This window comes from Streptomyces sp. NPDC059816, from assembly GCF_042732055.1.
Taxonomy (GTDB): Bacteria; Actinomycetota; Actinomycetes; order Streptomycetales; family Streptomycetaceae; genus Streptomyces.
Map to the genome: position 1 here is coordinate 1 of NZ_JBHWIQ010000016.1, position 19,667 is coordinate 19,667.

A 19,667-nucleotide genomic window follows, 5' to 3' on the forward strand; every position below is an offset into this window, starting at 1 on the left:
CCACCCCCCAGGTCATGCCCTCGACAGGGGGACACAGTCATACCGGGCCCGGAGGCCAGCGGTCCCGTTGCAGGACCGCGAAAAAGATAACGGGGGGGGGACGGCCGCTCCGCGTCTTCACGACACGATCAGTCACACAAAACCGTATGGTCCTCCTATATGGGGGTGCACCGGCTAAACATGGTCCCGCCGTCTCGGACCGCCCGCCGGGCCCCACCCCTTGGAGGCGCCATGCCGCTGCCCCGCCGCACCCTGCTCGCCGCCGTCGCCGGGTCGGCGGGCGCATCCGTGGCCGCCCGGGCCAACGCCGCCCCTGCGGCGCACCGACCGGCCGACACCGATAACGCCGGGGCCGCCGGGGCCGCCGCACGCGCGGCCCGACGCCTGCTCCCCCGGCATGCGGACCAACTCCGCTTCCGGTCGGCGCCCGGGACGTCCGACGCCTTCACCGTGTCCGGCGCCCGGGGCCGGATCGTCCTCACCGGCAACACCCCCGCGGTCCAACTCACCGCGCTCCGCTGGTACCTGAAGCACACCGCGCACGCCAACGTGACCTGGGCCGGCGAACAACTCGCCCTGCCCGCCACCCTCCCCGCGCCCGCCGCCGAGACGGTGCGCACCGCCCGGGTACCCCACCGCTTCGCCCTCAACGACACCAACGACGGCTACACCGGCGCGTACCGCACCTGGGCCTCCTGGGAACGCGAGGTGGACGTGCTCGCCCTGCACGGCTACAACCGGGTGTTCGTCCAAGTGGGCGCCGAGGCGGTGCACCACCGGGTCTTCCAGGCGTTCGGCTACGACGAGGAGGAGGTACGGCGCTGGGTCCCGGGTCCGGCGCACCAGCCCTGGTGGCTGCTCCAGAACCTCTCCGGGTTCCCGGCGCCCCCGTCCGGCCGGTTGATCGCGGCACGTGCGGCGCTGGGTCGGCGGATCTGTGGACGGCTCCGCGAACTGGGCATGACCCCCGTACTGCCGGGCTGGTTCGGCATGGTTCCCCCGGGGTTCGCGGACCGCAACGCCGGCGCCCGCACGGTCCCCCAGGGCGAGTGGTACGGCTTCGACCGGCCGGACTGGCTCGACCCGCGCGGCGAGGTGTTCGACCGGGTCGCCGCGGCGTACTACGACGTCCAGCGGGAGGCGTTCGGCGCGACCACGCTGTACAAGATGGACCTGTTGCACGAGGGCGGCAGCGCGGGGGACGTCCCGGTGAAGGACGCGGCCCGGGCCGTGGAAGGGGCGCTGCGCAGGGCGCACCCGACGGCGGTGTGGGTGACCCTGGGCTGGCGGACGAACCCGCCGCGGGAGCTCGTCGAAGCCGTCGACCGGGAGCGGATGGTGGTCCTCGACGGCATCGCCGACCGTGCTGCCTCGGCCGACGACCGGGAGGGCGACTGGCTCGGCACGCCGTACGCCTACGGTTCGATCTGGAACTTCGGCGGGCACACCGCGCTCGGTGCGAACGCCCGGGAGTGGGCGCGCGCGTTCCCGGAGCGCCGGGCGCGGCCGGGGAACGCGCTGCGCGGCATCGCATTGCTGCCGGAGGCCGCCGACAACAACCCCGCCGCCTTCGAGTTGTTCTCCGAACTCGCCTGGTCGGAGGGGCCGCTCGACCTCGCCGACTGGTTCGCGCGCTGGGCGCACGCCCGCTACGGCGCACGGGACGCGCACGCGGCGGCGGCCTGGGACCGGCTGCGCAGGACGGCGTACGGGACGACGCGCGAGGACGGCTGGAGCGAGGGTGCCGACGGGCTGTTCGGTGCCCGTCCCGCACTGACCGCGGTGCGGGCGGCCCGCTGGTCCCCCAAGTCGGTCCGCTACGACCCGGCGGAGTTCGAGCCCGCGCTCGACGAACTCCTCTCGGTCAGCCCGCGGCTGCGGTCCTCGTCGGCGTACCGGCACGATCTGCTGGACGTGGCGCGCCAGGCGCTCTCCAACCGCGGCCGGGTCCTGCTGCCCCGCGTCAAGGCCGCCTACGACACCGGGGACGCCAGCCGGTTCCGCCGGCTGACCGCCCACTGGCTGGACCTGATGGACGTGCTGGAACGGCTCCTGGCGACGGACGGCGCCCATCTGCTGGGGCGCTATCTCGCGGACGCCCGTTCGTGGGGCGCCGACGCCGCGGAGCGGGAGCGCCTGGCCTACGACGCGCTGTCGCTGCTCACCGTGTGGGGGACCCGCAAGGGGGCCGACGCGGGACTGCGCGACTACGGCAACCGGGAGTGGGCCGGTCTCGTGGGCGGGCTGTACCGACGTCGTTGGTCGCGGTACTTCGAGACGCTGGGCGAGGCGCTGCGCACCGGCGGTGCGCCGGAGCGGATCGACTGGTTCGCCGTGGAGGACGCCTGGACCCGCGCACCCGGGCGGCTCGCCACGACCCCGCGCGGCAAGACCCACACGGTGGCGATCGAGGTCCGCAGCCTACTGCGCGCACAAGCGTCATCGATGACCTGACAGTACATATCGCTATCAATCAACACAAAAAGGTCACAATTCATGCGCTCTCCGGCGGATCGTGACCCTAGTCACGGCACTTCACCCCCCGATATGGCTTGATCGATCAAAGCCCGGCAGGGTTACATATGAGCGCCGCCTAGCTCGAAAGATAAATCTGTGACTGTCAACGAGGACTCGTTCACCAACTGGAAGACCCGCGAGGAGATCGCGGAGTCGATGATTCCGATGATCGGGAGGATGCACCGGGAGCGGGACGTCACGATCCTGCTGCACAGCCGCTCGCTGGTGAACAAGTCGGTGGTCAGCATCCTCAAGACCCACCGCTTCACCCGGCAGATCACGGGCGAAGAGCTCTCGGTCACCGAGACGATGCCGTTCCTGCGGGCGCTCACCACGCTCGACCTCGGGCCCTCCCAGATCGACCTCGGCATGCTGGCCGCGACGTACCAGACCGATGACCGCGGCCTGTCGGTGGAGGAGTTCACCGCGGAGGCGGTGGCCGGCGCCACCGGCGCCAACAAGATCGAGCGCAGCGCGCCGCGCGATGTCGTGCTCTACGGTTTCGGCCGCATCGGTCGACTGCTGGCCCGGCTGCTGGTGGAGAAGGCCGGTTCGGGCAACGGTCTGCGGCTGCGCGCCATCGTGGTCCGCAAGGGCGCCGGCCAGGACATCGTCAAGCGCGCCTCGCTGCTGCGCCGCGACTCGATCCACGGACAGTTCCAGGGCACGATCACCGTCGACGAGGCGAACGGCACGATCATCGCCAACGGCAACGAGATCAGGGTGATCTACTCCGACGACCCGACCACGGTCGACTACACGGAGTACGGCATCAAGGACGCCATCCTCATCGACAACACCGGCCGGTGGCGCGACCGCGAGGGGCTGTCCAAGCACCTGCGGCCCGGCATCGCCAAGGTCGTGCTGACCGCCCCCGGCAAGGGCGACGTCCTCAACGTCGTGCACGGCGTGAACCACGACATGATCAAGCCGGACGAGCAGATCCTGTCCTGCGCCTCCTGCACCACCAATGCCATCGTGCCGCCGCTGAAGGCGATGGCGGACGAGTTCGGCGTGCTGCGCGGCCACGTGGAGACCGTCCACTCGTTCACCAACGACCAGAACCTGCTGGACAACTACCACGCGTCCGACCGTCGCGGCCGGTCCGCGCCGCTCAACATGGTCATCACCGAGACCGGTGCCGCCTCCGCCGTCGCCAAGGCGCTGCCCGACCTCGACGCGACCATCACCGGCAGCTCGATCCGGGTCCCCGTGCCGAACGTCTCCATCGCGATCCTCAGCCTGCGGCTCGGCCGGGAGACCACCCGCGAGGAGGTCCTCGACCACCTCCGCGACGTGTCGCTGACCTCGCCGCTCAAGCGCCAGATCGACTTCACCAACGCGCCCGACGCGGTCTCCAGCGACTTCATCGGTTCGCGTCACGCCTCGATCGTGGACGCCGGGGCCACCAGGGCCGACGGCGACAACGCGATCCTCTACCTCTGGTACGACAACGAGTTCGGTTACTCGTGCCAAGTCATCCGGGTGGTCCAGCACGTCTCCGGCGTGGAGTACCCGACCTTCCCCGCTCCGGCGGCCTAGACCGCGGGTCCCCGACCAGGTTCCCGCTGGACGGGGTGGTAGGACGCTGTGCGGCGTCCTACCACCCCGTCCCCTTTTTTTCGTCATGAGGACGTCGGGTTCGCCCTCGCCCCACGGACCACAGGGCTCACGGGCCCGTCCGCCTCAGCTGCGCCGTCCGGCGTACCGAGGCGTACACCGGCGCAGTCGATAGGCCGCTGGCATAAGCAGAACGGCTGCGCGAGCGGGGGCGGTTGGAGGACGATGGGCGTGCTGTCGAGGCGCCGTCCACGAGCCGTCCGGGCCCGGTCCCGCCCCCGGTGCGGCCCGACGGCGCCGTTCACGGACCACCGAGCCCAGTCCTGGAGAGGTCATGTCCGAGAGCGTGCCGGTGCGGTGCCCGGTCTGCCGCCGCGATCACCAGTTCACCCCGACCTCCTACCCCTGTCCGTGCGGACAACCCGTCGCCCCGACGGTGGCCGCGCACGGGACGCCCGAGAACGTGACCGACCGTGCCTGGTCCGCGGACTGGGTGACGGTGCCCTGCACCTCCTGCGGGCGGGCGGACCCCTGGCCGCGGCCCGAACTGGGCTGTAGCTGCGGAGCGGTGTTACGGGTGCCGCTCGCCGCACCCGAGGACGGGGCACCGGACGGTGGTGCGGCGGCGGGTGGCACTGCACCCGGCGCGCCCCGGCCGACCGCCCGCAAGGGCGGGGAACCCGCCGGGCGCACCGGATCGCCCGCGTTCCCCGCGCACATCCCGCTGCCCGCGACCGCGTCCGTGCCCCGGCCCGCGTTTCGCCCCACGGTGATCCGCACCCCCCGGGACGCCGTCACGGTCACCGCGCTGTACCTGCGCTGGCTGGGGTACGGGGAGATCCGCCGGGCCGAACAATCCCTGGCCTCCGGAGTGGGGCTGGCTGCGGACGGACTCGTCGTCGCGGTCGAGCCGACCATCCGGGTGACCTCCCTCAAGGACGTGGAGTGCCTGTGGCTGGTCTCCCTCACCGGGGCGGAGCGCTGCGCGTACTTCGCCCTCGCCGGCTACGAGGACGGGGTGCGCGAAGGGGCCGACGCCCTGGGCGTACCGCTGTTCGTGGTGGACCTCGCGGGGATGCCCCAGCCGGTCAACGGCGTCGCCGAGGAACTGGTGTCCACCGGCGCGTGACCCGGCGCACCACCGCCGCACCCGTCCTCCCCCGTTCCCCGAGGAGGGTCCGGGCCCCGCGCCGACACGGGGCCCGGACGTGTGTCAGTCCGCGTAGCGCTCGCGGAGTTCGATCTTGCGGACCTTGCCGCTGACCGTCATGGGGAAGGCGTCGAGGATGCGCAGCCGGCTCGGGATCTTGTAGTGGGCGAGCCGCTCGTGGCAGTACGCGCGCAACTCGTCCAGGGTGAGGGGGTCGTCCTGGTCCCGCGGGATCACGCAGGCGAGTACCTCCTCGCCGTACCGCTCGTCGGGGACGCCGACGACCTGGATGTCCGCGATCTTCGGATGCCGGTGGAGGAACTCCTCGATCTCCCGCGGGTAGATGTTCTCGCCACCGCGGATGATCATGTCCTTGATGCGGCCGACGATCCGCACGTACCCGTCCGGCCCCATGACCGCGAGGTCCCCCGTGTGCATCCACCGCCCCGGGTCGATGACCTCCGCGGTGCGCGCGGCGTCGTCCCAGTACCCGAGCATCACGCTGTACCCCCGGGTGCACAGTTCCCCGGCCTCGCCGCGCGGCAGGGTCACTCCGCTCACCGGGTCGACGACCTTGACCTCGATGTGCGGCAACGCCCGGCCGACGGTGCCGGTGCGCCGTTCGAGGTCGTCGTCGCTGCGGGTCTGCGTGGAGACGGGTGAGGTCTCGGTCATCCCGTAACAGATCGACACCCCGGCCATGTTCATCTCGGCGACGACCCGCTTCATCACCTCCACGGGGCACGGCGAGCCGGCCATGATCCCGGTGCGCAGCGAGGAGAGGTCGTACAGCGCGAAGTCCGCGAGGTTCAGCTCGGCGATGAACATCGTGGGCACCCCGTAGAGCGAGGTGCAGCGCTCCCGTTCGACGGCCTGGAGGGTGGCCACCGGATCGAAGGAGGGCGCCGGGATGACCACGCAGGCGCCGTGGGTGGTGGCCGCGAGGTTGCCCAGCACCATGCCGAAGCAATGGTAGAAGGGGACGGGCAGACAGATGCGGTCCTGCTCGTCGTAGCCGACCGTACGGCCCACCCAGTAGCCGTTGTTGAGGATGTTGTGGTGCGAGAGGGTGGCGCCCTTGGGGAAGCCGGTGGTCCCCGAGGTGTACTGGATGTTGACCGGGTCGTCGCAGCTCAACTCCGCCGCCCGGGCGCGCAGCCGGTCCTGGAGGTCCGGATGCCCGGCGGTCAGCAGGTCCTCCCAGGAGGCTTCGCCGATGAAGACCGCCTGCCGCAGCTCCGGGCAGCGCTCGCGGACCTGTGTGACCAACTCCCGGTAGTCGCTGGTCCGGTGGCCCGTCGAAGCCACCAGCACCGACACCCCGGCCTGACGCAGCACGTACTCCAACTCGTGCGCGCGGTAGGCGGGGTTGATGTTCACCATGACCGCGCCGATCCGGGCCGTGGCGTACTGGACGAGCAGCCACTCGGGGCAGTTGACCGCCCAGATGCCCACCCGGTCGCCCTTGAGGACGCCCCGGGCGAGCAGTCCGCGGGCCACCCGGTCCACCTCGGCCGCGAAGCCCGCGTACGTCCAGCGCCGGCCCGAGGGGACGTCGACCAGTGCCTCCCGGTCCGGGAAGGCGGCCACGGTCCGGTCCAGGTTCTCGCCGATGGTGTCCCCGAGCAGCGGGGTCGTACTGGTGCCGTGCGCGTAGGAGGGCGGGGGCCCGCCGGTGGTGTCCCGGTCGGGGGCGGGGGTGGTCATCGGAAGTCCTCCTCCCGGTACTCCGCGGTGGAGCCCTTCGCGGTGGCCTCCCGCAGGGCGACGCGGCGGATCTTGCCGGACACCGTCTTGGGCAGCTCCGCGAACTCCAGCCGGCGCACCCGCTTGTAGGGGGCGAGGACCGCCCGGGAGTGCGCGAACAGCAGGGCCGCGGTGTCGGGTCCCGGCGCGAACCCCTCGGCGAGCACCACGTACGCCTTGGGGACGGCGAGCCGCAGCGGGTCGGGCGCCGGGACGACCGCCGCCTCGGCGACCGCTTCGTGTTCCAACAGCGCGCTCTCCAGCTCGAAGGGGCTGATCTTGTAGTCGGACGCCTTGAAGACGTCGTCGCTGCGACCCACGTAGGTGAGGTGGCCCTCGGCGTCGACGGAGCCGATGTCCCCGGTGCGGTAGTAGCCGCCGGCCATGGCCGCGGCGGTGCGCTCCGGGTCGCCGTGGTAACCCGCCATGATCCCGACGGGCCGGTCGGCGAGGTCGACGGCGATCTCCCCCTCGGTGGCCCCGGGTTCACCGGTCGCCGGGTCCAGCAGGACGATCCGGTATCCGGGGCCGGGCCGGCCCATGGACCCCGGTTTGACGGGCTGACCGGGGCTGTTGGCCACCTGTACGGCGGTCTCGGTCTGCCCGAACCCGTCGCGGATGGTGACCCCCCAGGCCCGCCGCACCCGCTCGATGACCTCCGGGTTCAACGGCTCCCCCGCGGCGACCACCTCGCGCGGCGGGGTCCGCAGCGCGCCCAGGTCCGCCTGGATGAGCATGCGCCACACCGTGGGCGGCGCGCAGAAGGTGGTGACCCCCGCGGCGTCCATCTCGGCCAGCAGACGGGCCGCGTCGAAGCGCGCGTAGTGGTGGACGAACACGGTCGCCTCGGCGTTCCACGGGGCGAAGAGGTTGGACCAGGCGTGCTTGGCCCACCCGGGCGAGGAGATGTTCAGATGGACGTCACCGGGGCGCAGCCCGATCCAGTACATGGTCGTCAGATGGCCCACCGGGTACGAGACGTGGGTGTGTTCGACGAGTTTGGGGCGGGCCGTCGTCCCCGAGGTGAAGTACAGCATCAGCGGGTCGTCGGCCAGCGTCTCCCCGTCGGGGACGAAGTCCGCGGGCGCCGCCCGGCCGTCCCCGTACGACGACCAGCCCGGCACCGGGTCGCCGACCGCGATCCGGGTGAACGCGCCGGGTACGTCGGTGAACTTCGCGGTGTCGTCCGATCGGGCGATCACATGGCGGACCCGCCCCCGGGCCACCCGGTCCGCCAGGTCCGCGGGGCCCAGCAGCACGGTGGCGGGGATGACCACGGCGCGCAGCTTCATCGCGGCGAGCGCGACCTCCCACAACTCCGTCTGGTTGCCGAGCATGACGAGGACCCGGTCACCGGCGGCCACCCCCTGGGACCGCAGCCAGTTGGCGGTCCGGGCGGAGCGGCGGGCCATCTCGGCGAAGGTGGTCCGCTCGTGGCTGCCGTCCTCCTGGACCAGGTGCAGGGCGACCCGGTCGTTGTCCCGGGCGATCACATCGAACCAGTCGAGGGCCCAGTTGAAGCGTCGCGGCCGGGGCCAGCGGAAGCCTTCACGGGCGGCGGCCAGGTCCGTGCGGTGCCGCAACAGGAAGTCCCGCGCGGCACGGAACTCCCCGGTGGCGCTGGTCGGGGTCATCCGGCCTCCTCGGTCACGGTTCTCGGGCGTCACGGACGTGCTGGCTCGCCGCGGGCTCCACCGCTGCGTGCGGACCCCTGCCTACCATCGTGGAATCCGTGATACAGGTCTCACTACCCCCGAACGGGGGTAGCGGCGGGCTACGCGCGTGAACGGCTGAGCGGGAGGCGGACCGGTGACGTCGGAGAGGGCGGATGCGGCCGAGATCGGGGCGGCGTTGCTGAGGCTGCGTCGGACGACCGGGCTACCGGTGGCGTTCGGCGGGCTGATCGAGGCGGGCGGGCGGCAGGTCCGCATCCAGCAGCTCTCGGGGACGTCGACGGCCTCGCTGCGGGCACTGGTGGTCTCGCTGGGCAACGGCCTGGGCGGCAAGGCACTGGCCAGGTCCCACCCGTGCGCGGTGACCGACTACCGCTCCTCCCGGCAGATCAGCCACGAGTACGACGAGCCGGTCCGGGTGGAGGGGTTGCGGTCGGTGCTGGCGGTGCCGATCGTGGTGCGGCGCCGGGTGCGGGGCGTGCTCTACGGGGCGTTGCGGGCCGCCCAGCCGTTGGGCGACCGCACGCTCGGAGCGGCGGTCGCGGCGGCGCGCGACGTGGAACAGGCGCTGGTGGTGCGGGACGAGGCCCGGGCGCTGCTGGCCTCGGCGGAACCCCGAACGGGTGACGAGGGCGCCAGGGCGGCGGCGTGGGAGCAGGTCAGGGAGGCGCACGGCGCCTTGCGCGCGCTGGCACCGCGCATCGGTGATCCCGTGCTGCGCGCCGAACTGCTCGCCGCGTGCGGACTGCTCGCCGGTGCGCCGGGCGCCGCCGCCACCAAGACCCCCGCGGCGAGCGCCCCGGTGACGTTGACTCCGCGGGAGGTGGACGTGCTCACCTGCGTGGCGTCGGGGGTGACCAACGCGGTCGCCGGGGAACGTCTCGGGCTGCGACCGGAGACGGTGAAGGCGTACCTGCGTTCGGCGATGCGCAAGCTCGGGGCGGCCACCCGGCTGGAGGCGGTGGTCGAGGCGCGGCGGGCCGGGCTGCTGCCCTGAGGCCCGCGCCCCGGGCGGGGCGTCACGGGTGTCGTACGGCCCCGAAGCGCACGTCCTGGTCGGCGGAGGGGTCGGCGAGCAGCCCGAGCAGGCGTGCCCCCTCCGCGAGCACGCCCGCGCGCTGCGTTTCGGTCAGCGGGGCGAAGGGTTCGACGGTGAGCACCGCCGCGGCCCCCGTCTCCTCCAGCTTCCACACGCCCGCCACCAGTCCGTCGACCATCAGCACGCAGTACGCGTGGTTGCCCCGCCAGGTGAGGCCCTTGACCTCGGCGGGCACCAGTCGGGTGCGGTCGGCGTGCGAGAGCAGCAGGTTGTCGTACTCGGGCAGCAGCCGGGGCGGGGCCTCGGTGTCCTCGTCGGGGCGGGGGGCGTCGGGCAGGTCGAAGAGTTCGGTTCCCCGTGCGTCGCGGAAGGTCAGCAACGCGGGCCGGAGCCGTTCGAAGGCGTCCCGCAGTCGGGTCACCCCGGCCCAGGTCTGCATGTCCTTGACCGAGGCGGGCCCGAAGGCGGCGAGGTAGCGGCGGACGACCTCCTCGACCGGCGCGGGCTCGGCGGCACGGCCGAGCCACTGCTCGACGGTGGTGAGCGCGACCCGGCCGCTGCGGCGCCACAGGCCGCGCGGGGTGACCTGGACGAGTGACAGTCGGCAGCGCGCGGCGATCGTGAGCGCCAAGGGGTCGGCGTCCGGCCAGTGCACCCGTAGTTCCGCGCGCAGTTGGGCCGGTGTGCGGGGCTCCGTCTCGACGAGTTCCCGGCTCAGTGCGGTCAACCGGTCGAGGTCGACCCCCACGAGCCCCTTGCGGAAGGCGGCCAGTTCCCGGTCGAGGGCGCCCTGGGCGAAGGGTCGCAGCGCGAGCGCGTCGGCCGCGGTGTGGGTGTGGACGGTCGAGCGCAGGGTGACCATCCGGACGGCCGCGCGGTCGGCCATCAGGGCGGACAGTTCCCCGGGGTCGAAGCCGTCGATCCGGGCGGCGAGGCCGTAGTAGGGCGGCTTGACGTTCTGGGCCTGGAGACCGAGGAGGTGGGACAGGGCGTCGGCGGTGCCGAGGGTGTCGGGGGCGGCCGGGGTCAGGAGGTGCTGACGGGCGAGGGTGGCCCGGTTGAGCGCGCGCTCGCTCAGCACGGGTGCGTCCACCGTGCGGCGGCGGCCGGTGGGGCGGGGGCGTCGGGCCGCTCCGGACGCCGTCGCGGGTGCGCTGCCGCGGTCCGTGCCGGCGGGTGCCCGTCGGGGTGTGCCCGCCGCGCCGCCCCGGACGCTCGCTGCGCCGCTGTTCCTCGTCGTCGTCATGGCGGCACGTTAACGCGACTTGCGGACAGCTACTGTCCTAGAGGGGGCGCCTCGCCGTGCGGCGGCCGTGCGGTGGCCGGTTGCCGACCCGCCGGGACGACGCCGAAGGGTCAGCACCGGAATAAAACTCAACACTCGTAGAGTTTTCTCGATGCCGTAGGGAGGAACCCGGCCCCGGAGCCCTCGGGCCCCCTCCCGACGGCACGCAGCCCCTCTCCGAGCGACCACCCTCGAACCCCGTACTGGAGATCCCATGTCCCCCAGAGTCGTGATCATCGGCGGCGGATACGGCGGCAGCGCCGCGGCCAAGGCGCTGGACGACGTCACCGATGTGACCCTCGTCGAGTCCAAGGACGCCTTCCTGCACAACGTGGGCGCCCTGCGCGCCGCGGTCGACGCCGATTTCGCGCCGCGGATCTTCCTGCCGTACGACAAGCTCCTGAGCAGGGGACGCATCGTGCGGGACCGTGCCGTGCGCGTCGAGCCCGGGAAGGTCGCACTGGCCTCCGGTGCGACCCTGGACGCCGACTACCTCGTCCTGGCCACCGGCTCCGGCTACCCCTTCCCGGCCAAGAGCGACCTGGACGACTCCTCCGCCACCCTGGCGAAGTTCGGCGCCACCCGGGCACAGCTCGCGCAGGCGGACCGGGTGCTGCTCCTCGGGGCGGGGCCCGTCGGCCTGGAGTTCGCCGGTGAGATCAAGGCGAAGTGGCCGGGGAAGCAGGTCGTCCTCATCGACCCGGCACCGGCCCTCCTCAGCGGCTACTCCGAACCGTTCCGCGCGGAGATCCTGCGCCAGCTCGACGAGCTCGGCATCGAGCTGCTGCTCGGGGACTCGCTCGCCCAGGAACCGCCGACCCCGGCCGGCACGGCGAAGGAGTTCACCGTCACCACCCGGGCGGGCACCGAGGTGACCGCCCAGACCTGGTTCCGGACCCACGGGGTCACCCCCGCCACCGGGTACCTCGCCGGGGCGCTCGCCGACGCACGGCTCGTCGGCGGCCAGGTGGAGGTGACGCCCACCCTCCAGGTGAAGGGCCAGCGCACGGTCTTCGCCCTCGGTGACATCACCGACGTGGCCGAGCCCAAGCGGGCCGGCGCCGCCATGCGGCACGCCGAGGTGATCGCGGAGAACATCACCTCCCTGATCGAGGGCGGTACGGACCTGACACGCTACGAACCCGGTCCGCCCGTCCTCCTCCTGCCGCTCGGCCCGGACGGCGGCGCGACCGAAATGCCCGGCGGGGAACTGCTGGGACCCGGGACGACCGCCCAGTACAAGGGCGCGGACCTGATGCTCGGCCGCTTCTCCGAGACCTTCGGGCTCGGGAAGTGAGAACGACGCACACGACGCACACGAAGTACACGAGAACATGAGAGACCCGAGGAACACGATGAGCACGCACCCCCGCCCGTCCGACGCAACGATCACCGTCGAGGTCTACGCCGACCTCGTCTGCCCCTGGTGCTACATCGGCAAGCGCCGTCTGGACCGGGCGCTGGACTCCTTCCCGGGGGCCGACGACGTCCGGGTCGTCCACCGGGCGTTCCAGCTCGACCCCGGTGCCCCGCGCAGCGGCACCCTGGCGCGCGACTACCTCGGTGAGCGGTTGGGGCCGCGGGCCGAAGCCGTCCTGACCCACACCACGCGGGTGGCCGCGGACGAGGGCATCACGATGGACTTCGACCGCGCGCTGATCGGCAACACCTTCGACGCCCACCGGGTGCTGTGGCTGGCCGGGACCGAAGGGGCCGAGGCGGCGGTCAAGGAACGTCTGTTCGCGGCCTACTTCACCGACGGCCGCGACATCACCCGGCCCGAGGTGCTCGCCGCGGTGGCCGCACCGGACCTGGACGCCGAGCGGGTGCTCGGCATGTTGGCGGGCCCCGAGGGCGTACCGGAGGTGACGGCGCAGCTCGACGCGGCGCGGGCGAGCGGAATCCGTTCGGTGCCGACCCTCGTCATCGACGGCCGGCACGCGGTGGAGGGGGCGCAGGAGAGCTCCGCGCTGCTCGCCGCGCTGACGCGGGCCCGTGCGGAGGCCGGCACCGGTTCGCCGCGGTGACCGGTTTCGACGGGTACGGCCCCGCCCGCGCAGATCGTGCCGGGCGGGGCCGTTCGACCCGTGCGTCACACGGTGGGCCCTGGCTGGTGGGACGGCCCGGGGACGCGATGCCGACCGGTCGGCTCCACTCAGCCGAACGGGGAGAACGCGCGCTCCTCCCTCTCTGCCTGGGAGCGCCGCAGTCCGCTCCAGTCCAAGGCCTGCCGCGCCGTGCGCTGGGCCTCCTCGGCGGCCTTCCGGGTCTCTAACAGGACGTCACCACGTTCCTGAACCAAGCGCTCGTAGATCGGTGGATGGCCGGATGTCTCTGCGGTGTTCATGACGCCGATCTTCCCCCGTCCGTCGGAAATCCGTTAGGGCGGCCCCCTGACTCGCCCCTGACGACGGGAGGACCGTCCGGGTTGCGCGGGTGTTGACCTGATTTCACGGTGGGCCGGGCCGGCTCCTGGCAACGGGTCGCGATCCGCTCGACCCGGCCGGCAGCTCCTTCGCCTCGTCCGCCCGTCGTGCGCGCAGCGCCTGGACGTTGGCCCCGGTGCTGTACAGCTCGACGAGCAGGGGTCGCAGGGCCCTTCCCGCGGGGGTGAGGTGGTAGCGGGTGCGGACGGGGAACCCGAGCAGCCGGTCCTGGACCAGGAGCTCCCGCTCGCCGAGCACCCGCAGTCGTTCGGCGAGCACCTTGGGGCTGATGCTGGGTAACCGGTCGCGCAGGTCACCGAAGGAGTGCGGACCGTGCATCAGCTCGCGCAGGATGAGCGTGGTCCAGCGGCCCGCGATCGCGGCGAGGGCCACCTCGACCGGACAGTCCGCTTCCGGGGCCTCGGTGCGACCTCGTTCGTCCGGGACCAATTCCTCGTCCCAGTCCCCGTCCCCGTCCCTGTCCCGGGGCCGTGCGGGCCGGTCCGCCGAGGGGGGTCGGGCGTGGGTTTCCGTTTGGTGAGCCACGCCGGGCCCGGGTTCACTGTCGACATGAGCATCGAGTCGAACACCCGTTGGATTCATGTCTCCACTGTCCCCCTGGCCGCCGTCCCGGAGCAACACCCCGCGGCCTTCGCCGAGTCCTCGAACACGGGGAGCCCCGGGGCGACGGCCGACTTCCCGGACCCGGGGCTGCCGAGGCCCGTACGGGTGCAGCACCCGTACGCGGTCGACGACACCGTCCCGCTGGTCGTGGGCGGTCGATGGCGCCCCCTCATCGACGATCCGTTCGCAACGGCCGGGCGGGCCCCGGAACCGGGGTGGTCGAGCACGCCGGCGCGGTCTCAGCCGGCGACGTAGTCCGCGAGGTGCGCGCCGGTGAGGGTGGAGCGGGCGGCCACCAGCGCGGCCGGGGTGCCCTCGAAGACGATCCTGCCGCCGTCATGGCCGGCGCCGGGGCCGAGGTCGATGATCCAGTCGGCGTGCGCCATCACGGCCTGGTGGTGCTCGACGACGATGACCGACCTGCCCGAGTCGACCAACCGGTCGAGCAGGCCCAGCAGTTGTTCGACATCGGCGAGGTGCAGTCCGCTGGTCGGTTCGTCGAGTACGTAGACCCGGTCCCGGGCCGTGCCCGACATGTGGGTGGCCAGCTTGAGGCGCTGCCGCTCGCCGCCGGACAGGGTGGTGAGCGGCTGGCCGAGGCTGAGGTAGCCCAGACCCACGTCGGCGAGCCGGGTGAGGACCGCCCGGGCGGCCGGCGTGCGGGCCTCGCCCGCGCCGAAGAACTCCTCGGCCTCGACCACCGACATCGCGAACACCTCGCTGATGTCGCGACCGCCGAGGCGGTGCCTCAGCACCGACGGCGGGAACCGCTTCCCCTCGCAGTCCTCGCAGGTGGTGGCGACCCCGGCCATGATCGCCAGGTCGGTGTAGATGAGGCCGGCGCCCTTGCAACCGGGGCAGGCGCCCTCGGAGTTGGGGCTGAAGAGCGCCGGCTTCACCCCGTTGGCCCTGGCGAAGGACCTGCGGATCGGGTCGAGCATGCCGGTGTAGGTCGCCGGGTTGCTGCGCCGGGAGCCCTTGATGGGCCCCTGGTCCACCGTCACCACCCCGTCCCGACCGGCCACCGAGCCGCTGATCAGCGAACTCTTGCCGGAGCCCGCGACTCCGGTGACCACCGTGAGCACTCCGAGCGGGATGTCGACGTCGACGTCACGCAGGTTGTGGGAGTTCGCGCCGCGCACCTCCAGCACCCCACGGGGCGTGCGCACCGACGGCTTCACCGAGGCCCGGTCGTCCAGGTGTCGTCCCGTCAGCGTGCCGCTGGTGCGCAGTTGCGCGACGGTGCCCTCGAAGACCACTTCGCCGCCCGCCGCACCGGCCCCCGGTCCGACGTCGACCACGTGGTCGGCGATCAGGATCGTCTCCGGCTTGTGCTCCACGACCAGAACGGTGTTGCCCTTGTTCCGCAGTCGGACGAGCAGGTCGTTCATCCGCTGGACGTCGTGCGGGTGCAGACCGACGGTGGGCTCGTCGAAGACGTAGGTGACCTCGGTGAGCGCGGAACCGAGGTGGCGCACCATCTTGGTGCGCTGGGCCTCGCCGCCCGAGAGGGTGCTCGACGCCCGGTCGAGCGAGAGGTAGCCCAGCCCGATCCCGACGAAGGAGTCGAGCGTCCCGCCGAGCACCTTCAACAGGGTCGCGACCGACGGCTCGTCGATGCCGCGGACCCAGGCGGCCAGGTCGCTGATCTGTAGGGCGCAGGCGTCGGCGATGTTGATGCCGTCGATCTTCGACGAACGGGTGGTCTCGCTGAGCCGGGTGCCGTGGCAGGCGGGGCAGACGGAGAACGCCACCGCGCGGTCCACGAAGGCGCGGACGTGGGGTTGCAGCGTCTCCTTGTCCTTGGTGAGGAACGACTTGCGCACCCGTGGGAGCAACCCCTCGTAGGTGGTGTTGAGCCCGTTCACCTTGACCTTGACCGGGTCGCGGTGGAGGAAGTCGTGGAGTTCGTCGGCGGTGTAGTCGCGGATCGGCCGGTGCGGGTCGAGGAAGCCGGATTCGGTGAACGACCGGACCACCCAGCTGTCCGGCTTCCAGCCGGGGACGGTGATCGCGCCGTCGGCGAGCGACAGCGCGTCGTCGTAGAGCTCGGCGGGGTCGATGTCGGTGACGGTGCCCAGGCCCTCGCAGCGCAGACACATGCCGCCGACGACGCTGAAGCCCTTCTCGGTCTTCTTCCCGTTCACCACCACGGTGCCGGTCGCCTCGGCGGAGGCGATGTTGAAGGCGAACGCCCGCTGGGAGCCGATGTGCGGCTCGGCGAGCCGACTGAACAGGATGCGCAGCAGGGCGCCCGCGTCGGTGGCGGTGCCGATCGTGGAGCGGGGGCTGGAACCCATCGGCTGTTGGTCGACGATGATCGCGGTCGTCAGTCCGTCGAGGTGGTCGACGTCGGGCCGGCCCAGGGTCGGCATGAAGCCCTGGACGAAGGCGCTGTAGGTCTCGTTGATCAGCCGTTGCGACTCCGCGGCGATCGTGTGGAACACCAGGGAGCTCTTGCCCGAGCCGGACACCCCGGTGAACACCGTCAGTCGGCGCTTCGGGATCTCCACGGTGACGTTCTTGAGGTTGTTCTCACGTGCGCCCTGCACGCGGATCAGGTCGTGGCTGTCCGCGATGTGCAACGCGGGCGGCTGTGGGTCGATCCTCGTGCCGACCGTCATGGTCCCTCCCCGGTGAGTCGCGCGGTGCGCCCCGCTCGTACGGGGGGGGCGGCGCGGTCCTGATCTGCCCTGTTCGTGACTTCAAGCGTAGACCTGCAAGAACGGTTGATACTTGGCGGAGAAAGACGCTGGAAGGGTCCGTGAGAGTCTCAAACCATGGACTATCTACGCCCGTCCGACCTGGCCCGTGAACACGGGATCTCGACCCAGGCGGTCCGCAACTACGAGCGGGACGGATTCCTCCCGCCGGCCGCCCGCACCCCGACCGGGTACCGGATCTACACGGCGGTGCACGCCGCGGCCCTCCGCGCCCATCTGGCACTCGTCGCGGCACACGGTCACACCGTGGCCGGGCAGATCATGCGGTCGCTCAACGCGGGTGACCTGGACGCCGCGCTGACGGCCGTGGACCGCGGTCACGCCCAACTGCTCCGCGACCGGGCGACGCTGGACGCGGTCGGCGCGGCGGTGGAGCACCTGACCTCCGCCCCCGGCGCCGCTCCGCCCGCGCCCGCGCACCGCGAGCCCTTCAGCATCGGTGCGCTCGCCCACCGACTGGGGGTCACCGCGGCGACCCTGCGCAACTGGGAGGCGGTGGGCGTCCTGGCCCCCGACCGCGAGCCGATCACCGGGAACCGCACGTACGGCGCCCCCGACGTCCGGGACGCCGAACTCGCCCACCTCCTCAGACGGGGCGGCTACCCGTTGGACCACATCGCCACCGTGGTCCACCAGGTCCGAACGGCCGGCGGCACCCAGGCGCTGTCGGCCGCCCTCGACGACTGGCGGGGCCGGCTCACCGGCCGGGGCGTCTCGATGCTCCACGCGGCCACCCGGCTCGCCCGGTACGTGGCCCTCCTCGACCTCGCCCCGGCAGGAAGCCTCGCCCCAGCCACCGGCCCGGCGACGGACTGAACCGGGCGGCCCGCAGCGGCGGTCGGCGTCGGCGATCGCCGCGGTGTTCGCGTTCGGGGACGCGCCGCCCGGCCCTCACCGTGCGGTGTACTCGGTGGGGCTCATGTCGTAGAAGTCGCGGAAGGCGCGGGCGAAGCTGCTGGGGTCCTCGTAGCCCACCCGTTGGCTCACCGAGACCACCGAGGAGCCCGCGCGCAGCAGCCGGGCCGCGGCGTACATCCGGCTCCTGGTGCGCCACTGCCCGAACGTCAACCCGGTCTCCGCGACGAAGGCCCGTTCCAGGCTGCGACCGCTGGTCCGCACCTCGCGCGCCCAGTCGAGGATGCGCCGGTCGTCACCCGGGTTGAACAGCAGGGCGCCCGCCACGGCCGCGGCGCCGGGACTGGTCGGCAGCGGCAGGTCGTCGGGGGCCAGCACGCGGCGTTCGAGGATCGACAGCACCTGCCGCTGGATGTTCGCGGACGGCTGGATGATCGTGCTCTGGCTCTGGTGGAGGGCGAGGAAGTAGATCTTCTCGTCGTTGCGGATCGACACGACCGTGATGTCCGTGAGCACGGTCGCGATCTCGTCCACCGAGATGGAGAGCGGGAACAGCACGGAGTTCGCCCGGACCTCCAGCGCGTGTCGGGTGCCCGCGGGCAACCAGATGACCTCGCCCTCGGTGATCTCGACGGTGCTCTCCCCGCACTGTACGAGGGTGCTGCCCCTGATCTGCCACAGCGCCATGTGCTCGTCGTGGTGGACCTGCTCGGGGATGTCGACGCCCGGGATGTGCAAGGGGAAGTCGAGCGAGGAGAGGCTCGCGTGACCTCCCGTCTCCCTCCTGCGCACCGTCACCCGTTCACCCCGCTTGTCAGGATCCGCATCGAGGTTGTCGCTTTTCGCACTGGAGCCATCACATAGGTAAGGCTAACCATAGTTGGCAGCCCCCGCCGTCCTGTCCGGCCGGCCGTCGCACCCATCCGACCCGGGGCACCCGCACGTGAAAGGCCCCATGAAAGTCATGCGCACGCCCCGTACCCGCACCTCCCGCCTGATCGGCGCCGTCATCGCCGGCCTGGTCCTGGTCACGGGGTGCGCGACCCCGGACGACCGGGGCGCCGACCGGGCCCCCGAGAGCGCGGGCGCCGCCGCCGTCCTCCCCGCCGCCGAAGGCGCGACCACGTACCCGCTCGCCCTGAAGACGCCGTTCGGTGACACCTCGCTCGACCGGCGCCCCGAACGCATCGCGATCGTCACCGCGAACACCCTCGACACCGATGCACTGATCGCACTCGGCGGCACGCCCGTCTTCGCGCCCTCGACCGTCGACCGCAACCCCTGGCTCGATGACGACGCCGTCACCGGCATCGCGAAGCTCTGGGACGCCGAAGCGGGTACGGAGGTGTCGGCCGAGTCGGTGGCCGCCGCCTCGCCCGACCTCATCGTCGCCCTCGCCGCCTACGAAACCTTCGACCAGGCGCGGTTCGACAAGCTCAGCGCCATCGCCCCCGTGCTCTACGCACCCCAGGGCGAACTGACCTGGCAGGAGCTCACCCGGAAACTGGGCGACACCCTGGATCTGAGCGACGCGGCCGTCAAGGCCGTCGAGACGGCGGAGCGGAGCGTGGCGAAGACCCGCGCCGAACACCCCGAGTTCCAGGGCAAGAGCGCCACGCACATCATCGTCTACGACGAGAAGTACGGCCCGTACTACGCCAGCTCCCCCGGCTCCGACACCGCCCACCTCTTCGAACAGCTGGGCTTCGTGCTGCCCGGTGCCGCCGCGAAGTTCGCCAAGGACGGCACGATCAGCGACGAACTCGTCGGGCTCATCGACGCCGACTTCCTGCTGCTCAGCACCTCCGCCAGCCCCGCGTACTTCGTTGACGCGCCCCTGGTCAAGGCGGTCCCCGCGGTGGCTGACGGACGTGCCGTGATCAACCCGCAGGACAAGGAAGCGGGCACCAACCACTTCGCCTGGGGCCTCAACGTGCAGAGCGTGCTGAGCGTGCCCTGGCTGATCGACCAGCTCGCCGAGTTCGGTGGAAAGGCGATCCGTTGAGGCAGGCCGTGGCGGGAGGCCGCTCCACGGTGACCGACCTCCCCGGAAGCCGCGGCACCGGTTC

The 19,667-nt window shown here is 72.0% G+C and carries 16 protein-coding genes; 9 read left to right on the forward strand and 7 right to left on the reverse strand.

Translation table 11 applies throughout. The features are described from left to right. Positions 1-231: 231 nt before the first annotated feature. The 3 genes from ACFV88_RS21255 to ACFV88_RS21265 all read left to right on the forward strand — a co-directional run bounded on the left by ACFV88_RS21255 (position 232) and on the right by ACFV88_RS21265 (position 5,206). The gene (locus ACFV88_RS21255; protein ID WP_385493248.1) at positions 232-2,454 is read left to right on the forward strand and encodes an alpha-N-acetylglucosaminidase; all 2,223 of its coding nucleotides are present in this window, start codon (positions 232-234) and stop codon (positions 2,452-2,454) included. A gap of 159 nt (positions 2,455-2,613) precedes the next feature. After that, positions 2,614-4,059, forward strand: coding sequence for a glyceraldehyde-3-phosphate dehydrogenase (locus ACFV88_RS21260; RefSeq protein ID WP_385493249.1), 1,446 nt, complete (start codon positions 2,614-2,616; stop codon positions 4,057-4,059). Positions 4,060-4,411: 352 nt separating this feature from the next. Then, positions 4,412-5,206 (forward strand): hypothetical protein, encoded by a 795-nt coding sequence (locus tag ACFV88_RS21265; RefSeq protein ID WP_385493250.1) that lies wholly within the window; start codon positions 4,412-4,414, stop codon positions 5,204-5,206. Between the two features lie 84 nt (positions 5,207-5,290). Here the strand turns inward: ACFV88_RS21265 and ACFV88_RS21270 are convergent, their stop codons facing one another. Next, on the reverse strand, positions 5,291-6,934 hold the full coding sequence (locus tag ACFV88_RS21270) for an AMP-binding protein (protein WP_385493251.1): 1,644 nt from the start codon (positions 6,932-6,934) through the stop codon (positions 5,291-5,293). Beyond that, complete coding sequence (locus ACFV88_RS21275; RefSeq protein WP_385493252.1) at positions 6,931-8,607, reverse strand: AMP-binding protein; 1,677 nt, start codon at positions 8,605-8,607, stop codon at positions 6,931-6,933. The genes ACFV88_RS21270 and ACFV88_RS21275 overlap by 4 nt, the downstream gene beginning before the upstream one ends. Positions 8,608-8,782: 175 nt before the next feature. On the opposite strand from ACFV88_RS21275, the gene ACFV88_RS21280 reads away from it, so the two are divergent. Further along, positions 8,783-9,643, forward strand: a complete 861-nt coding sequence (locus tag ACFV88_RS21280; protein ID WP_385493253.1) for a response regulator transcription factor — start codon at positions 8,783-8,785, stop codon at positions 9,641-9,643. Positions 9,644-9,665: 22 nt separating this feature from the next. Here ACFV88_RS21280 and ACFV88_RS21285 read toward each other — a convergent pair whose 3' ends face one another. Continuing rightward, positions 9,666-10,931, reverse strand: coding sequence for a winged helix DNA-binding domain-containing protein (locus ACFV88_RS21285; protein ID WP_385493254.1), 1,266 nt, complete (start codon positions 10,929-10,931; stop codon positions 9,666-9,668). 253 nt (positions 10,932-11,184) lie between these two features. On the opposite strand from ACFV88_RS21285, the gene ACFV88_RS21290 reads away from it, so the two are divergent. Together ACFV88_RS21290 and ACFV88_RS21295 are read left to right on the forward strand one after the other, a co-directional pair. Next, positions 11,185-12,267: an FAD-dependent oxidoreductase gene (locus tag ACFV88_RS21290; protein WP_385493255.1), complete on the forward strand. Its 1,083-nt coding sequence runs from the start codon at positions 11,185-11,187 to the stop codon at positions 12,265-12,267. A 58-nt stretch (positions 12,268-12,325) separates the two neighbouring features. Next, the gene (locus ACFV88_RS21295; protein WP_385493256.1) at positions 12,326-12,997 is read left to right on the forward strand and encodes a DsbA family oxidoreductase; all 672 of its coding nucleotides are present in this window, start codon (positions 12,326-12,328) and stop codon (positions 12,995-12,997) included. 128 nt (positions 12,998-13,125) lie between these two features. Here the strand turns inward: ACFV88_RS21295 and ACFV88_RS21300 are convergent, their stop codons facing one another. After that, complete coding sequence (locus ACFV88_RS21300) at positions 13,126-13,317, reverse strand: hypothetical protein (protein WP_385493258.1); 192 nt, start codon at positions 13,315-13,317, stop codon at positions 13,126-13,128. A gap of 103 nt (positions 13,318-13,420) precedes the next feature. After that, positions 13,421-13,942, reverse strand: a complete 522-nt coding sequence (locus tag ACFV88_RS21305; protein WP_385493259.1) for a winged helix-turn-helix transcriptional regulator — start codon at positions 13,940-13,942, stop codon at positions 13,421-13,423. Positions 13,943-13,966: 24 nt separating this feature from the next. Here ACFV88_RS21305 and ACFV88_RS21310 point away from each other — a divergent pair, with 24 nt between their 5' ends. After that, entirely contained in the window at positions 13,967-14,275 is a 309-nt protein-coding gene (locus ACFV88_RS21310; RefSeq protein ID WP_385493260.1) for a hypothetical protein, read from the forward strand. On the opposite strand, the gene ACFV88_RS21315 is transcribed toward ACFV88_RS21310, so the two are convergent. Continuing rightward, the gene (locus ACFV88_RS21315) at positions 14,260-16,644 is read right to left on the reverse strand and encodes an ATP-binding cassette domain-containing protein (protein WP_385493261.1); all 2,385 of its coding nucleotides are present in this window, start codon (positions 16,642-16,644) and stop codon (positions 14,260-14,262) included. The genes ACFV88_RS21310 and ACFV88_RS21315 overlap by 16 nt on opposite strands. Before the next feature lie 156 nt (positions 16,645-16,800). On the opposite strand from ACFV88_RS21315, the gene ACFV88_RS21320 reads away from it, so the two are divergent. Then, positions 16,801-17,559, forward strand: coding sequence for a TioE family transcriptional regulator (locus ACFV88_RS21320; protein ID WP_385493263.1), 759 nt, complete (start codon positions 16,801-16,803; stop codon positions 17,557-17,559). A 75-nt stretch (positions 17,560-17,634) separates the two neighbouring features. Here the strand turns inward: ACFV88_RS21320 and ACFV88_RS21325 are convergent, their stop codons facing one another. After that, entirely contained in the window at positions 17,635-18,396 is a 762-nt protein-coding gene (locus tag ACFV88_RS21325) for a helix-turn-helix domain-containing protein (RefSeq protein WP_385493264.1), read from the reverse strand. 166 nt (positions 18,397-18,562) lie between these two features. Between ACFV88_RS21325 and ACFV88_RS21330 the strand changes: the two genes are divergently transcribed. Beyond that, the gene (locus ACFV88_RS21330; protein ID WP_385493265.1) at positions 18,563-19,603 is read left to right on the forward strand and encodes an ABC transporter substrate-binding protein; all 1,041 of its coding nucleotides are present in this window, start codon (positions 18,563-18,565) and stop codon (positions 19,601-19,603) included. Positions 19,604-19,667 lie beyond the last annotated feature (64 nt).

Excerpts from the sequence above, each read along its gene's own strand:
- ACFV88_RS21255 (WP_385493248.1), top strand. The coding sequence starts at position 232 with ATGCCGCTGCCCCGCCGCACCCTGCTCGCCGCCGTCGCCGGGTCGGCG.
- ACFV88_RS21265 (WP_385493250.1), top strand. The coding sequence starts at position 4,412 with ATGTCCGAGAGCGTGCCGGTGCGGTGCCCGGTCTGCCGCCGCGATCAC.
- ACFV88_RS21270 (WP_385493251.1), bottom strand. The coding sequence starts at position 6,934 with ATGACCACCCCCGCCCCCGACCGGGACACCACCGGCGGGCCCCCGCCC.
- ACFV88_RS21275 (WP_385493252.1), bottom strand. The coding sequence starts at position 8,607 with ATGACCCCGACCAGCGCCACCGGGGAGTTCCGTGCCGCGCGGGACTTC.
- ACFV88_RS21285 (WP_385493254.1), bottom strand. The coding sequence starts at position 10,931 with ATGACGACGACGAGGAACAGCGGCGCAGCGAGCGTCCGGGGCGGCGCG.
- ACFV88_RS21290 (WP_385493255.1), top strand. The coding sequence starts at position 11,185 with ATGTCCCCCAGAGTCGTGATCATCGGCGGCGGATACGGCGGCAGCGCC.
- ACFV88_RS21295 (WP_385493256.1), top strand. The coding sequence starts at position 12,326 with ATGAGCACGCACCCCCGCCCGTCCGACGCAACGATCACCGTCGAGGTC.
- ACFV88_RS21300 (WP_385493258.1), bottom strand. The coding sequence starts at position 13,317 with ATGAACACCGCAGAGACATCCGGCCATCCACCGATCTACGAGCGCTTG.
- ACFV88_RS21310 (WP_385493260.1), top strand. The coding sequence starts at position 13,967 with ATGAGCATCGAGTCGAACACCCGTTGGATTCATGTCTCCACTGTCCCC.
- ACFV88_RS21315 (WP_385493261.1), bottom strand. The coding sequence starts at position 16,644 with ATGACGGTCGGCACGAGGATCGACCCACAGCCGCCCGCGTTGCACATC.
- ACFV88_RS21320 (WP_385493263.1), top strand. The coding sequence starts at position 16,801 with ATGGACTATCTACGCCCGTCCGACCTGGCCCGTGAACACGGGATCTCG.
- ACFV88_RS21330 (WP_385493265.1), top strand. The coding sequence starts at position 18,563 with ATGCGCACGCCCCGTACCCGCACCTCCCGCCTGATCGGCGCCGTCATC.